24 protein-coding genes and 2 pseudogenes are annotated in these 13,102 nt (G+C 43.7%); 21 read left to right on the top strand and 5 right to left on the bottom strand.

Translation table 11 applies throughout. The features are described 5' to 3' along the window. The first annotated feature begins 1 nt into the window (after nucleotide 1). The 21 genes and pseudogenes from rpsC (at nucleotide 2) to rplQ (ending at nucleotide 10,230) form a co-directional block, all read left to right on the top strand. A complete protein-coding gene (gene rpsC, locus N4T56_RS18925) occupies nucleotides 2-691 on the top strand; it encodes a 30S ribosomal protein S3 (protein ID WP_188923001.1) in 690 nt (229 codons plus the stop codon). Nucleotides 692-702: 11 nt separating this feature from the next. Next, nucleotides 703-1,113, top strand: coding sequence for a 50S ribosomal protein L16 (gene rplP, locus N4T56_RS18920; protein WP_261734286.1), 411 nt, complete (start codon nucleotides 703-705; stop codon nucleotides 1,111-1,113). Continuing rightward, nucleotides 1,113-1,304 (top strand): 50S ribosomal protein L29, encoded by a 192-nt coding sequence (rpmC, locus tag N4T56_RS18915; RefSeq protein WP_006083592.1) that lies wholly within the window; start codon nucleotides 1,113-1,115, stop codon nucleotides 1,302-1,304. The genes rplP and rpmC overlap by 1 nt, the downstream gene beginning before the upstream one ends. Next, complete coding sequence (gene rpsQ, locus N4T56_RS18910; RefSeq protein ID WP_188922997.1) at nucleotides 1,304-1,552, top strand: 30S ribosomal protein S17; 249 nt, start codon at nucleotides 1,304-1,306, stop codon at nucleotides 1,550-1,552. The genes rpmC and rpsQ overlap by 1 nt, the downstream gene beginning before the upstream one ends. 177 nt (nucleotides 1,553-1,729) lie before the next feature. Then, on the top strand, nucleotides 1,730-2,098 hold the full coding sequence (rplN, locus tag N4T56_RS18905; protein ID WP_261734285.1) for a 50S ribosomal protein L14: 369 nt from the start codon (nucleotides 1,730-1,732) through the stop codon (nucleotides 2,096-2,098). Between the two features lie 10 nt (nucleotides 2,099-2,108). Next, nucleotides 2,109-2,423 (top strand): 50S ribosomal protein L24, encoded by a 315-nt coding sequence (gene rplX, locus N4T56_RS18900; RefSeq protein WP_188922995.1) that lies wholly within the window; start codon nucleotides 2,109-2,111, stop codon nucleotides 2,421-2,423. A gap of 13 nt (nucleotides 2,424-2,436) precedes the next feature. Then, nucleotides 2,437-2,976, top strand: coding sequence for a 50S ribosomal protein L5 (rplE, locus tag N4T56_RS18895; protein ID WP_160056431.1), 540 nt, complete (start codon nucleotides 2,437-2,439; stop codon nucleotides 2,974-2,976). A 10-nt stretch (nucleotides 2,977-2,986) separates the two neighbouring features. Further along, nucleotides 2,987-3,292 (top strand): 30S ribosomal protein S14, encoded by a 306-nt coding sequence (rpsN, locus tag N4T56_RS18890; RefSeq protein WP_188922994.1) that lies wholly within the window; start codon nucleotides 2,987-2,989, stop codon nucleotides 3,290-3,292. Nucleotides 3,293-3,316: 24 nt separating this feature from the next. Continuing rightward, nucleotides 3,317-3,710 (top strand): annotated as a pseudogene (gene rpsH, locus N4T56_RS18885) (30S ribosomal protein S8). 10 nt (nucleotides 3,711-3,720) lie between these two features. Beyond that, nucleotides 3,721-4,254 carry a 50S ribosomal protein L6 gene (gene rplF, locus N4T56_RS18880; RefSeq protein WP_261734284.1) on the top strand — a complete coding sequence of 178 codons (534 nt, stop codon included), beginning with the start codon at nucleotides 3,721-3,723 and terminating at the stop codon, nucleotides 4,252-4,254. A gap of 10 nt (nucleotides 4,255-4,264) precedes the next feature. Beyond that, a complete protein-coding gene (gene rplR / locus N4T56_RS18875; RefSeq protein WP_188740696.1) occupies nucleotides 4,265-4,615 on the top strand; it encodes a 50S ribosomal protein L18 in 351 nt (116 codons plus the stop codon). 10 nt (nucleotides 4,616-4,625) lie between these two features. Beyond that, complete coding sequence (rpsE, locus tag N4T56_RS18870) at nucleotides 4,626-5,129, top strand: 30S ribosomal protein S5 (protein WP_137224583.1); 504 nt, start codon at nucleotides 4,626-4,628, stop codon at nucleotides 5,127-5,129. Nucleotides 5,130-5,135: 6 nt separating this feature from the next. Further along, nucleotides 5,136-5,318 (top strand): 50S ribosomal protein L30, encoded by a 183-nt coding sequence (rpmD, locus tag N4T56_RS18865; protein WP_137224586.1) that lies wholly within the window; start codon nucleotides 5,136-5,138, stop codon nucleotides 5,316-5,318. Between the two features lie 4 nt (nucleotides 5,319-5,322). Beyond that, nucleotides 5,323-5,757, top strand: a complete 435-nt coding sequence (gene rplO / locus N4T56_RS18860; RefSeq protein WP_124017684.1) for a 50S ribosomal protein L15 — start codon at nucleotides 5,323-5,325, stop codon at nucleotides 5,755-5,757. Between the two features lie 7 nt (nucleotides 5,758-5,764). After that, nucleotides 5,765-7,105: a preprotein translocase subunit SecY gene (gene secY / locus N4T56_RS18855; protein ID WP_188922982.1), complete on the top strand. Its 1,341-nt coding sequence runs from the start codon at nucleotides 5,765-5,767 to the stop codon at nucleotides 7,103-7,105. A 23-nt stretch (nucleotides 7,106-7,128) separates the two neighbouring features. After that, the gene (gene rpmJ / locus N4T56_RS18850; protein ID WP_006083579.1) at nucleotides 7,129-7,242 is read left to right on the top strand and encodes a 50S ribosomal protein L36; all 114 of its coding nucleotides are present in this window, start codon (nucleotides 7,129-7,131) and stop codon (nucleotides 7,240-7,242) included. 91 nt (nucleotides 7,243-7,333) lie between these two features. Then, complete coding sequence (rpsM, locus tag N4T56_RS18845) at nucleotides 7,334-7,717, top strand: 30S ribosomal protein S13 (RefSeq protein ID WP_261734283.1); 384 nt, start codon at nucleotides 7,334-7,336, stop codon at nucleotides 7,715-7,717. A 17-nt stretch (nucleotides 7,718-7,734) separates the two neighbouring features. Beyond that, nucleotides 7,735-8,127, top strand: a complete 393-nt coding sequence (gene rpsK, locus N4T56_RS18840) for a 30S ribosomal protein S11 (RefSeq protein WP_261734282.1) — start codon at nucleotides 7,735-7,737, stop codon at nucleotides 8,125-8,127. 32 nt (nucleotides 8,128-8,159) lie between these two features. Further along, nucleotides 8,160-8,780, top strand: coding sequence for a 30S ribosomal protein S4 (rpsD, locus tag N4T56_RS18835; RefSeq protein ID WP_188922980.1), 621 nt, complete (start codon nucleotides 8,160-8,162; stop codon nucleotides 8,778-8,780). Nucleotides 8,781-8,804: 24 nt separating this feature from the next. Then, nucleotides 8,805-9,794: a DNA-directed RNA polymerase subunit alpha gene (locus N4T56_RS18830; RefSeq protein ID WP_261734281.1), complete on the top strand. Its 990-nt coding sequence runs from the start codon at nucleotides 8,805-8,807 to the stop codon at nucleotides 9,792-9,794. A gap of 40 nt (nucleotides 9,795-9,834) precedes the next feature. Next, nucleotides 9,835-10,230: a 50S ribosomal protein L17 gene (gene rplQ, locus N4T56_RS18825; protein ID WP_188922970.1), complete on the top strand. Its 396-nt coding sequence runs from the start codon at nucleotides 9,835-9,837 to the stop codon at nucleotides 10,228-10,230. A gap of 351 nt (nucleotides 10,231-10,581) precedes the next feature. Here the strand turns inward: rplQ and N4T56_RS18820 are convergent, their stop codons facing one another. The 5 genes and pseudogenes from N4T56_RS18820 to ccmB form a co-directional block, all read right to left on the bottom strand. Next, the gene (locus tag N4T56_RS18820; RefSeq protein WP_261734280.1) at nucleotides 10,582-10,926 is read right to left on the bottom strand and encodes a hypothetical protein; all 345 of its coding nucleotides are present in this window, start codon (nucleotides 10,924-10,926) and stop codon (nucleotides 10,582-10,584) included. Nucleotides 10,927-10,972: 46 nt separating this feature from the next. Beyond that, entirely contained in the window at nucleotides 10,973-11,467 is a 495-nt protein-coding gene (ccmE, locus tag N4T56_RS18815) for a cytochrome c maturation protein CcmE (RefSeq protein WP_261734279.1), read from the bottom strand. Further along, the gene (gene ccmD / locus N4T56_RS18810; RefSeq protein ID WP_188923287.1) at nucleotides 11,464-11,664 is read right to left on the bottom strand and encodes a heme exporter protein CcmD; all 201 of its coding nucleotides are present in this window, start codon (nucleotides 11,662-11,664) and stop codon (nucleotides 11,464-11,466) included. Before ccmD ends, ccmE begins: the two co-directional genes overlap by 4 nt. Further along, nucleotides 11,664-12,411 (bottom strand): annotated as a pseudogene (locus N4T56_RS18805) (heme ABC transporter permease). The gene ccmD and the pseudogene N4T56_RS18805 overlap by 1 nt, the downstream one beginning before the upstream one ends. Continuing rightward, nucleotides 12,411-13,097, bottom strand: a complete 687-nt coding sequence (gene ccmB / locus N4T56_RS18800) for a heme exporter protein CcmB (protein ID WP_261734278.1) — start codon at nucleotides 13,095-13,097, stop codon at nucleotides 12,411-12,413. The pseudogene N4T56_RS18805 and the gene ccmB overlap by 1 nt, the downstream one beginning before the upstream one ends. Between the last annotated feature and the right edge of the window lie 5 nt (nucleotides 13,098-13,102).

Below are 13,102 nucleotides of genomic sequence, written 5' to 3'. Positions count from 1 at the left end.
AATGGGACAGAAAGTACATCCTAATGGTATCCGTCTGGGTATCACGAAGCCTTGGATCTCTACCTGGTACGCAGATAAGTCAGATTATGCAAAAAATCTGAACAGCGACTGGGAAGTGCGTCAATATTTAACTGAAAAGTTAAAAGCCGCATCAGTATCTAAGATTGTTATTGAACGCCCAGCGAAGAGCATCCGCGTTACTATTCACACTGCCCGTCCAGGTGTTGTGATTGGTAAGAAAGGTGAAGACGTTGAAGTATTACGTGCATATGTGTCTAAAATCACTGGCACGACTGCTCAAATCAACATCGCTGAGATCCGTAAGCCTGAATTAGACGCTAAGCTCGTTGCTGACTCTATTGCTCAGCAGTTAGAGCGTCGTGTTATGTTCCGTCGTGCTATGAAGCGCGCGGTACAAAATGCAATGCGCATTGGTGCTCAAGGTATCAAAGTTGAAGTGAGCGGCCGTTTAGGCGGTGCTGAAATCGCACGTTCTGAATGGTATCGTGAAGGTCGTGTACCTTTGCATACTCTACGTGCTGATATCGACTATTCAACTGCTGAAAGTCACACGCAATATGGTGTGATTGGTATTAAAGTTTGGATCTTCAAAGGCGAAGTTCTAGACGGTTTAGTACCAGCGATTGAAGAGCCGAAGCAGCAACCTAAGCGTAAGCCTCGTGGTAAATAGGAGAAACTTTAATGCTGCAACCTAAACGTATGAAGTTTCGCAAGATGTTCACAAGCCGCAACCGCGGTCTAGCGAACGGTACTGAAGTTAGCTTTGGTACTTTCGGTTTGAAAGCAGTCGGCCGCGGCCGTTTAACTGCTCGTCAAATTGAATCTGCACGTCGTGCCATGACACGTCATATTAAACGTCAAGGACAAATTTGGATTCGAGTTTTCCCTGACAAGCCAATTACCTCTAAGCCTCTTGAAGTGCGTATGGGTAAAGGTAAAGGTAACGTTGAATACTGGGTATGTCAGATTCAACCTGGTAAGGTTCTTTATGAGATGAATGGTGTACCTGAAGCGTTGGCTCGTGAAGCCTTTGCTCTAGCTGCTGCCAAGCTTCCTTTAAAGACTACCTTCGTAACTAAGACGGTGATGTAATGAAAGCGAGCGAACTAAGAGAAAAAAGCGTTGAGGAATTGAACGCTGAACTACTTGGTCTGCTGCGTGAGCAGTTTAACCTGCGTATGCAACACGCTACTGGTCAGTTGACTCAAACGAATCAATTGAAACTAGTGCGTCGTAACATTGCACGTGTTAAGACCATTATTACTTCTAAGGCAGGTGCGTAATGTCTGATAAAATCCGTACTTTGCAAGGTAAAGTTATTAGCAACAAAATGGAAAAATCTATTACTGTTGCTATTGAACGCCAAGTGAAACACCCAATTTATGGGAAGTACATTAAGCGTACAACTAAGATCCATGCACATGACGAAACTAATCAGTGTAATGAAGGTGACATCGTGACTATTAGTCAGTGTCGTCCTTTATCTAAGACTAAGTCTTGGACCCTAGCTGAAGTAGTAACAAAAGCCTAATATTCATTAGGATAACGTAAACGGCTCCAGAATTTGAGGCCGTTTGTTTTTTTTGCTATGCATTCGCAAAATGTGGTGTTATACTTGCGCGCCATTTTTGAGTAAATTATTGCTTAAATTTGGTTCAAATATACTCCCATAGTGGGATTGTGTAGTAACGATAGCGGAGCACTTGAAATGATCCAAATGCAATCGACTCTAGACGTCGCATGTAACAGCGGCGCACGCAGAGTTCAGTGTATTAAGGTCTTGGGTGGCTCTCATCGTCGTTATGCCGGTATCGGCGACATCATCAAAGTTTCTGTTAAAGAAGCAATTCCTCGCGCTAAAGCGAAGAAAGGTGATGTATATAACGCGGTGGTAGTCCGTACTAAGAAAGGCGTACGTCGTCCAGACGGTTCTGTCATTCGCTTCGATCGGAATGCAGCGGTATTGCTTAACGCAAACCTTGCACCGATTGGTACTCGTATCTTTAGCCCAGTGACACGTGAATTGCGTAATGATAAATTCATGAAAATTGTCTCGCTGGCACCAGAAGTACTGTAAGGAGCTTCAAATGGCAGCTAAAATCCGTCGTGAAGACGAAGTAGTAGTATTAGCAGGTAAAGACAAGGGTAAACGCGGTAAGGTTTCTCAAGTTCTACCTACTGGTAAATTAATTGTTGAAGGCATCAATCTTGTTAAAAAGCACCAGAAGCCAAACCCACAATTGGGCGTGACTGGCGGCGTTATCGAGAAAGAAGCACCGATTCAAGCATCAAACGTTGCGATCTTTAACCAAGCCACAGGCAAGGCAGATCGTGTTGGTTTCCGATTTGAAGACGGCCAAAAAGTCCGTTTCTTTAAATCGAACAGCGAACTCGTTAAGTAATTTGGAGTAAACGATGGCGAAACTGCATGATAAATATCAAGAGACTGTAGTCGCTGAACTAGCTAAAAAGTTCGGTTATAGCAGTGTCATGCAAGTCCCTCGGATTGAAAAAATCACCCTAAACATGGGTGTAGGCGAAGCTGTTGCAGATAAGAAAGTTATGGAGCATGCGCTTCGTGACATGACTGCAATCGCTGGTCAAAAACCAGTTGTAACTGTAGCTCGTAAATCAGTTGCTGGTTTTAAAATCCGTGAAGGCTACCCTATTGGCTGTAAAGTGACCCTACGCGGTGAGCGTATGTGGGAATTTTTAGAGCGTCTAGTTGACATTGCAATTCCACGTATTCGTGACTTCCGTGGCTTAAGCGCTAAAGCGTTTGACGGCCGTGGTAATTACGCAATGGGTGTGAAAGAGCAGATCATCTTCCCAGAGATCGATTATGATAAAATCGATAAGATTCGTGGTATGGATATTGTTATCACTACTACTGCGAAGAATGACGAAGAAGGTCGTGCTTTGTTGACCGCTTTTAACTTCCCATTTAAGAAATAAGGGTAGCATAATGGCTAAAACATCTATGAAAGCACGTGAAGCAAAACGTGCACAGCTCGTAGCTAAGTATGCTGAAAAGCGTCTAGCACTTAAGGCTATTATCAGCAATCCAGAGACTTCTGAAGAAGATCGTTGGGATGCTGTACTTAAGTTGCAAGCACTACCACGTGATTCAAGCGCATCGCGTCAACGCAATCGCTGTAATCAAACTGGTCGCCCACATGGCGTTTTACGTAAATTCGGCTTAAGCCGTATTAAATTACGTGAAGCAACTATGCGCGGTGAAGTTCCTGGTCTACGTAAGGCCAGCTGGTAAGCACTTGTCACGGAGTAAGCTAATATGAGCATGCAAGATCCTATTGCGGATATGTTAACCCGTATTCGTAACGGCCAAGCTGCTAACCACGTATCTCGTAAAGATGCCTTCAGCTAAGTTAAAAGTAGCAATCGCGAAATTACTTAAAGATGAAGGTTTCATTACTGACTACGCCGTAGCAGATGAAGCTAAGCCTGAATTAGAAATTACATTAAAGTATTTCCAAGGCAAACCAGTCGTTGAGACTATCCAGCGCGTAAGCCGTCCTGGTCTTCGTATTTACAAAGGTAAAGACGAATTACCAAAGGTTATGGGCGGTCTGGGTATCGCAATTGTGTCCACTTCTAAAGGCTTGATGACTGATCGTGCCGCCCGCCAATTTGGCACGGGTGGTGAGGTTATCTGCTACGTAGCGTAAGGAGTTAGTAATGTCTCGTGTTGCAAAGGCACCAGTCACTATCCCTGCTGGCGTAGAGGTGACTAAAAACGAACAGACTTTGACCGTTAAAGGCGGTAAAGGAAGTCTGACTCGAGTAATCAACAAAGCGGTTAATGTTGTTATTGAAGATGCACAAATCAAGTTCCTACCTGTTGATGGCGTTGTTGACGCTTGGGCACAGGCTGGTACTGCACGTGCATTAGTAAACAACATGGTGTTTGGTGTTTCTCAAGGTTTTGTGAAAAAACTTAAATTAGTTGGTGTAGGTTACCGTGCAAAGATTGCTGGTAGTGACTTAGACTTAACATTAGGTTTCTCACATCCGTTAGTACACAAACTACCCGCAGGCGTTTCTGCAGAATGTCCTAGCCAAACTGAAATCGTCCTAACCGGCGTTGATAAGCAGTTAGTAGGTCAGACAGCAGCCAACATTCGTGGTTACCGTCCACCAGAGCCTTATAAAGGCAAAGGTGTTCGCTATGACGACGAAGTTGTACGCCGTAAAGAGGCTAAGAAGAAGTAGGTAACGCGATATGGATAAGAAAACATCTCGCTTACGTCGCGCGTTGCGTGCACGTAAGAAGATCCAAGAGCTAGGCGTGAATCGTCTGGTTGTACATCGTACACCGCGTCACATCTATGCTCAGGTGATCAGTCCTGAATTTAAGGTGTTAGCTGCTGCGTCGACTGTTGAAAAAACAGTTAAAGAGCAACTAAAGAGTACCGGAAACGTAGATGCGGCTAAAGCAGTGGGTAAAACTGTTGCTGAGCGTGCGATCGAGAAGGGCGTAGCTGTTGTTGCGTTCGACCGTTCTGGATTCAAGTATCACGGTCGTGTAGCTGCTTTAGCAGATGCCGCTCGTGAAGCTGGCCTGAAATTCTAAGGGGTTATAAATGGCTAAATTAGAAGCTCAGCAAAAAGACGATCTGCAAGAAAAATTAATTGCAGTTAATCGTGTTTCTAAAGTAGTTAAGGGCGGTCGTATCTTTAGCTTCACAGCACTAACAGTAGTGGGTGATGGTAACGGTAAGATTGGCTATGGCTATGGTAAAGCGCGTGAAGTTCCAGCTGCTATTCAAAAAGCAATGGAAAAAGCCCGTCGTAATATGGTAACCGTGGAGTTGAATGCAGGTACTCTGCATCACCCTGTTAAAGGTCGCCATACTGGTTCTAAAGTTTATATGCAACCAGCATCAGAGGGTACCGGTATTATTGCCGGTGGCGCAATGCGTGCCGTATTAGAAGTTGCAGGCGTTCATAACGTTCTGTCAAAAGCATACGGTTCTACTAACCCGATCAACATCGTTCGCGCAACTGTCGATGCGTTGGTGCACATGAAGTCACCAGCTCAAATCGCAGCAAAACGTGGCCTGAATGTTGATGAAATTCGGGGGTAATGCACCATGGCTACTAAAACTTTAAAAGTAACACAGACTAAAAGCAGCATCGGTCGTTTACCAAAACACCGTGCTACCCTAACCGGTTTAGGTCTGCGTCGTATTGGTCACACTGTAGAAGTAGAAGATACTCCTTCTGTACGTGGTATGATCAATAAGGTGTACTACATGGTTTCGGTGGAGGAATAAGATAATGCGTCTAAATACTCTATCTCCAGCAGCAGGTTCTAAATCTGCTCCTAAGCGTGTAGGCCGTGGTATTGGTTCAGGTTTAGGTAAGACAGCGGGTCGTGGCCATAAAGGTCAGAAGTCTCGTTCAGGCGGCGGCGTTCGCGTCGGCTTCGAAGGTGGTCAAATGCCACTTAAGATCCGTCTACCTAAGTTTGGTTTTACCTCGCGTCGCGCTTTGGTAACAGCTGAAGTTCGTGTACTCGAACTAGCAAAAGTTAACGGTGATGTTGTCGATTTGAATGCACTGAAAGATGCGAACGTTATTACTCGCAACATCCAGTTTGCGAAAATCGTTCTTTCAGGTACCATTGACCGCCCAGTGACTGTAAAAGGTCTGAAGGTAACCAAAGGTGCTCGTGCAGCTATTGAAGCTGCCGGTGGCAAGATCGAGGAATAATACGTCGATGGCAAAACCAGGACTTGATTTAAAAAGCGCGAAAGGCGGTTTATCTGAACTGAAAACTCGTCTCCTGTTCGTGATTGGTGCAATTATCGTCTTTAGAGCCGGTTCGTTTGTACCAATTCCTGGTATTGACGCAGCTGTATTGGCAGAACTATTTGCCCAGCAAAAAGATACCATCCTGGGCATGTTTAACATGTTCTCGGGTGGTGCTTTAGAGCGTGCTTCTATCTTTGCATTAGGTATCATGCCGTATATTTCGGCATCGATTATCATGCAATTATTGACTGTTGTGCATCCTGCACTTGCTGAATTGAAAAAAGAAGGCGAGTCAGGACGTAAAAAGATTAGTCAATATACAAGATACGGCACACTCGTGTTGGGTACATTGCAGTCTATCGGTATCGCAACGGGTTTACCTAATCTCATGCCTGGTCTTGTGGCCAATCCTGGGTTTGGATTCTACTTTGTTGCTGTTGTCAGCTTAGTGACTGGAACAATGTTCCTAATGTGGCTAGGTGAGCAAATTACCGAACGTGGTATAGGTAATGGTATCTCGATATTAATTTTCGCAGGTATTGTTGCTGGTTTACCATCGGCCATCGGCTCTACAGCCGAGCAGGCGCGTCAAGGTGACATGAATGTATTGGTACTACTGTTGCTCGCGGTTATCGTATTTGCAGTAACTTATTTAGTGGTATTTGTGGAACGTGGTCAACGTCGTATCGTCGTTAACTACGCTAAGCGTCAGCAAGGCCGTAAGGTTTTCGCAGCGCAAAGCACCCACTTACCGTTAAAAGTGAACATGGCAGGTGTGATTCCACCAATTTTTGCATCCAGCATTATTTTGTTCCCAGGCACACTGGCTCAGTGGTTTGGTCAAAATGAGTCTATGTCATGGTTAAGCGATTTCGCCTTAGCTGTGTCACCAGGACAACCGCTGTATTCATTATTGTACGCGACAGCAATCATCTTTTTCTGCTTCTTCTATACTGCGTTGGTTTTCAACCCACGCGAAACAGCAGATAATTTGAAAAAGAGTGGTGCATTCATTCCTGGGATCCGTCCCGGAGAACAGACTTCGCGTTACATTGATAAAGTAATGACACGTTTAACCTTAGCGGGTGCGTTATACATTACCTTTATCTGCTTAATTCCGGAGTTCATGTTAATTGCGTGGAAAGTACAGTTCTATTTTGGCGGTACTTCACTACTAATTATTGTAGTCGTAATCATGGACTTCATGGCTCAGGTTCAGACCCATATGATGTCTCATCAGTATGAGTCTGTGATGAAGAAAGCTAATCTTGTTAACAAAGCGAATTTAGATCGCTTTGGAAAATAAGATTACTTTGACGGAGTGATGAAATGAAAGTTCGAGCTTCCGTGAAGAAGATCTGCCGTAATTGCAAGATCGTCAAGCGTAGTGGCGTTGTGCGCGTTATCTGTGTTGAACCAAAACACAAACAGCGTCAAGGCTAAGAAAGAAGTTTGGTCAGCTCAATAATGGGCTGACCAAAAATATTGTTTGCAAATCTGTCGTCTGTCGAGTATCCTTTCGGGCTTTTCGCAGATGGCCTTTAACTTTAAGGAGTGCATAGTAGCTCGTATCGCTGGCATTAACATTCCTGATCAAAAGCATACAGTCATTGCATTGACTGCAATCTTTGGTATTGGTCGTACACGCGCTAGAGCAATCTGCGCATCTACGTCAATTGCTGAAGACGCTAAGATCAAGGAATTGAGCGAAGCTCAAATAGATATCCTACGCGAAGAAGTCGCCAAATACACCGTAGAAGGTGACTTGCGTCGTGAGATTTCAATGAACATCAAGCGTCTTATGAATCTTGGTTGTTATCGTGGTCTCCGCCATCGTCGTAGCCTGCCTCTTCGTGGGCAACGTACTAAGACCAATGCGCGTACGCGTAAAGGTCCACGTAAACCAATCAGAAAGTAACGGGAAGGTAAACCAAAATGGCTAAAGTTCCGTCACGTTCTCCGCGTAAGCGCGTACGTAAACAGGTTGCAGATGGCATGGCTCATATCCATGCGTCTTTCAACAACACAATTGTCACCATTACAGATCGTCAAGGTAATGCGTTGTCATGGGCTACCTCAGGTGGTTCTGGTTTCCGTGGTTCACGTAAATCAACGCCATTCGCTGCACAGGTTGCTGCTGAGCGTGCAGGTATTGCTGCTCAAGACTACGGTGTTAAAAACCTTGAAGTTTTCGTGAAGGGATTGATGTCAGGTCGTGAATCAGCCATTCGTGCGCTGAACGCTGTTGGTTATAAAATTACCAACATTACCGATGTGACGCCTATCCCTCATAATGGCTGTCGTCCACCTAAAAAACGTCGTGTATAACGCTGCGTATATAGGATAGTTGGAGAAAGATCATGGCAAGATACTTGGGTCCTAAGCTCAAGCTCAGCCGCAGAGAAGGTACAGACCTTTTCCTAAAAAGCGGTGTGAGAGCAATCGATTCGAAGTGTAAGCTTGAAGCTGCACCAGGTCAACATGGCGCTCGTAAGCCACGTTTATCTGAGTACGGTTTACAATTACGCGAGAAACAAAAAGTTCGTCGTATTTACGGTGTTTTAGAAAAACAATTCCGTAACTACTACAAAGAAGCTGCACGTCTAAAAGGTAATACTGGTGAAAACCTATTACAACTTTTAGAAATCCGCCTAGATAACGTTGTTTATCGTATGGGTTTCGGTGCAACACGTGCAGAATCACGTCAGCTAGTAAGCCATAAATCTGTTATGGTTAACGGTCGTGTTGTTAACATTCCGTCATTCAAAGTGTCTGCGAATGATGTTGTAAGCATCCGTGAAAAGTCACGCACTCAAGCTCGTATTAAAGCGGCTTTAGAAGTGGCTGGTCAACGCGAAAAGCCTACATGGGTAGAAGTCGACAGTGCGAAAATGGAAGGTGCTTTCAAGCGTATTCCAGAACGTAGCGATTTGTCTGCGGATATTAACGAACAGCTGATCGTCGAGCTTTACTCTAAGTAAAGCTAACAAACAAGAGAGGACACAATGCAGGGTTCTGTTACAGAATTTCTTAAACCGCGTCTCGTTGATATTGAGCAGGTTAATTCAACTCGCGCCAAAGTTACACTAGAGCCACTCGAACGTGGTTTTGGCCATACCTTAGGTAACGCGTTGCGTCGCATCCTATTGTCGTCTATGCCAGGCTGTGCAGTTACTGAAGTCGAAATAGACGGCGTACTGCATGAGTACAGCAGTAAGGAAGGCGTACAAGAAGATATCCTTGAGATATTGCTTAATCTTAAGGGATTAGCAGTGACAATCGAGGGTAAAGACGAGGCTTTGCTTACATTAAGCAAGTCCGGCACAGGCTCTGTTACAGCAGCAGATATCACGCATGATGGTGATGTTACCATTATGAATCCTGATCATGTTATCTGTCACTTGACTGGTAATAATGATATCAGCATGCGTATCCGCGTTGAGCGTGGTCGTGGTTATGTGCCTGCTTCGGCTCGTGCACAAACCGAAGACGATGATCGCCCAATCGGTCGTTTGTTGGTTGATGCTTCTTTTTCACCTGTTGCCCGCATTGCTTATAATGTTGAAGCCGCTCGTGTAGAACAGCGCACTGACTTAGATAAACTTGTGATTGATATGACCACTAACGGTACTATTGATCCTGAGGAAGCAATTCGTCGTTCTGCAACAATTTTAGCTGAACAGCTAGATGCGTTTGTTGAACTACGTGATGTTACTGAGCAGGCTGTCGTAGAAGAGAAACCGGAATTCGATCCGATTTTGCTGCGTCCTGTCGACGATTTAGAGCTAACTGTACGTTCGGCTAACTGTTTAAAAGCCGAAGCGATTCATTACATCGGAGATCTGGTACAACGCACTGAAGTTGAGCTGCTTAAGACCCCTAACTTAGGTAAGAAATCTCTTACTGAAATTAAGGATGTTTTAGCGTCTCGCGGACTGTCGTTAGGTATGCGTCTTGAAAACTGGCCACCGGCTAGTTTAGCAGACGACCTATAAGTCTCAGGTTAGTACAGATTTAGGTTATAAGGATTAGGTCATGCGCCATCGTAAGAGTGGTCGTCAACTAAACCGCAACAGCAGTCATCGTCAAGCTATGTTTCGTAACATGGCATGTTCAATAGTTCGTCATGAGATTATCAAGACAACTGTTGTTAAAGCGAAAGAACTGCGTCGCGTAGTTGAACCTCTAATAACACTTGCTAAAGTTGACAGCGTTGCAAATCGCCGTTTAGCTTTCGCTCGTACTCGCGACGCTGAAGTCGTAGGTAAGTTATTTACTGAATTGGGTCCACGCTTCCAGGAACGTCCTGGTGGTTACACTCGTATTCTTAAGTGTGGTTTACGTACCGGTGATAAAGCCCCAATGGCTTTCATCGAGTTAGTAGGTCGCCCTGAAGCTGCTGAAGCTGTTGAAGTTGAAGCTGCAGAGTAATTTTTAATTACTCAAATAAAAACCGAGTTTAGGCTCGGTTTTTTTATGTCTACCATTTTATTCACCACGTTAGTTAAATTTCATTCTGCTAACGTCATTTATATATTGTGTCGTTCCTATTTTTACTATAAAGATTTTTTCCTGACCTAAATCCAAGTTTATTCATTACTTATGAAGCTGTAATCATCAATGTTATTGCTACACATGACTGAGATGGTGTTTTTATGCTGTAGCTACGAAGCGTTCCTAAAACTCAATCATCAAAATCATCGTTAAATGTGGAACAAATTATGGTTCATCTGGTTGAGTGGATTAAAGACAAAGCTTCCGTTTTGATGATTTACTATCACTTCATCCCTCTATTTTATAATTATTGCCTATTTTATTGCTTCTACTAGTCGTTTCTGTTTGAATTTCTTGATAGGCAGATAGGCAGATAGGCAGATAGGCAGATAGGCAGATAGGCAGATAGGCAGATAGGCAGATAGGCAGATAGGCAGATAGGCAGATAGGCAGATAGGCAGATAGGCAGATAGGCAGATAGGCAGATAGGCAGATAGGCAGATAGGCAGATAGGCAGATAGGCAGATAGGCAGATAGGCAGATAGGCAGATAGGCAGATAGGCAGATAGGCAGATAGGCAGATAGGCAGATAGGCAGATAGGCAGATAAATTTAATAAAATAATGCCAATCATAAGATTGGCATTATTAATTCTAAATATCTAGATCAATTAACTTCGTCTATTGATATTTATAACCTTCAGCCTGTTTATCGGTATACTCCGGTTTTTCATGCTTTTGGTCCATCGCTTCAGCGACTTCAGGCGGCATATAGTTTTCATCATGCTTTGCTAATACTTCTGTTGCCTCAAGCTTACCCGATTCAACTAATACGCCTTGTGCTACGATGCCCTGTCCTTCACGGAAAAGGTCTGGTAATAAGTCATCAAAAGTAACAATGACTTCACCGCCAGCAGAGTCGTGTACCGCAAATTCAACATGGAGGCTGTCAGGGTCGCGTTTCATTGAGCCCATTGTCACCATACCACCTACACGTATACGCTGACCTACTTCGGGTTTTACACCTGTATCCGCTTTACCATGTACAATTTCGTATGGCGTATAGAATAAGTTTAAGTTTGAATTAAGTGCATACAGTAATAGTGACGCCACTGCTGCTACACCCGCAATTAGTGCGACTGCTAATGTTAGTCTCTTTTTACGTCTTGGATTCACGATTTTGTACCTCTATTTTCTTTAAGGCGTTGTTCACGCGTCATCTTTTTAGCTATTTCAATAAGTACTTTACGTTTCTTTCTAACACTTAGAGTAATTAAAGTGGCTAAACAACCAAAGGTTACACCATACGATAACCATACATAAAATCCGTAGCCACCCATGTTAATAAATTCAGCAAACGATTCAAATTGCATTATTTTGCCTCCTCAGCTTTTGCGAGTTCTCTTACCCATGGGCGCATGCCATTACGCGCCAATATCTCTGCACGATAGCGGACTAAAGTGATGGCACCTATCATCATGCCAAAGCCGAAAATATTAATCAGTAATGGATAAAGCATATCTGTAGACATGGTTGATTTTTCGGTGATTTTGATTGTAGAAGGTTGATGTAAGCTACTCCACCAATCTACCGAATACTTGATAATTGGAATATTTATGACACCAACAATGGCCAAAATGCCTGCGGCTCTGGCGGCCAAGACTTTGTCTTCAAATGAGGCGTATAGAGAAATAACCCCTAAATATAAAAACAGCAATACAAGTTCAGATGTTAAGCGTGCATCCCATACCCACCATGTTCCCCACATAGGTTTACCCCATGCAGCACCCGTGAGTAATGCTATAAAGGTAATGACAGCTCCAATAGGGGCAATTGCTGCAGCAGCTACAGTCAGCAGATTTAATTTGCCACACTAAACCAATAAATGAAGCGACTGCCATGCCCATATAGGCTGCCATAGACATCGATGCTGCAGGTACATGGATAAAGATAATACGATAACTGTCACCTTGTTGGTAATCTGTTGGAGCAAATAACAACCCCCAAATACTGCCTGTACCAACAAGTAATATTGCTAATACGGAAAACCATGGCAATAAAGTGCCCGATAATTTATATGCCCGTTCTGGGTCTGCGTAAGAATGTAGCCATTTCCACATTAGTTTGTACTCACACGTAGGGAGGCGCCAATAGCAAAAGGTGCCAAGATTAAAGAACCGACCAACATTGCCGCTAGTATTGCAAGTTGACCATCATAAGCTAAATTCAAACCGGCAGCGTCAATTGCGCTGGTAGCAAAAATCAATACAGGTATATACAAAGGTAAAATCAGCAAGCTGAGTAACACGCCACCTTTTCTTAATCCAACTGTTAATGCGACCCCAATAGCGCCCAGTAGCGACAAAACGGGTGTGCCTAATGCCAGTGTAGCCATTAGCGCACCATAACTATTGCCATCTAAATGTAGCAATACCGCTAATAATGGAGCAACCAAAATAAGTGGTACGCCGGTTAAAATCCAATGCGCTAATACTTTTGCTAAAACCAATAACGATAAAGGTTGTGGACTTAGTAACATCTGCTCTAGCGTACCGTCACTAAAATCTGCTTTAAATAATCGTTCTAGTGACAACATCGAGGCTAATAGTGCCGCGACCCAAATAATCCCAGGGGCAACTCTCGTTAGTACTTGTGGCTCAGGCTCTATACCTAATGGGAACAGAGTGACAACTAATATAAAAAACAACAATGGGTTGAAAATATCACCACGATGACGAATCGCAATTCTTAAATCTCGTTGCAAAAGCGTCATGAATGCTGCGGTGTAGCTTATTCCTCGTTTCATTCAAA

The organism is Shewanella phaeophyticola (assembly GCF_025398315.1).
GTDB lineage: Bacteria > Pseudomonadota > Gammaproteobacteria > Enterobacterales > Shewanellaceae > Shewanella > Shewanella phaeophyticola.
Note: the sequence above shows the minus strand (reverse complement) of the source record. Positions and strands in the feature narration are given on the sequence as shown.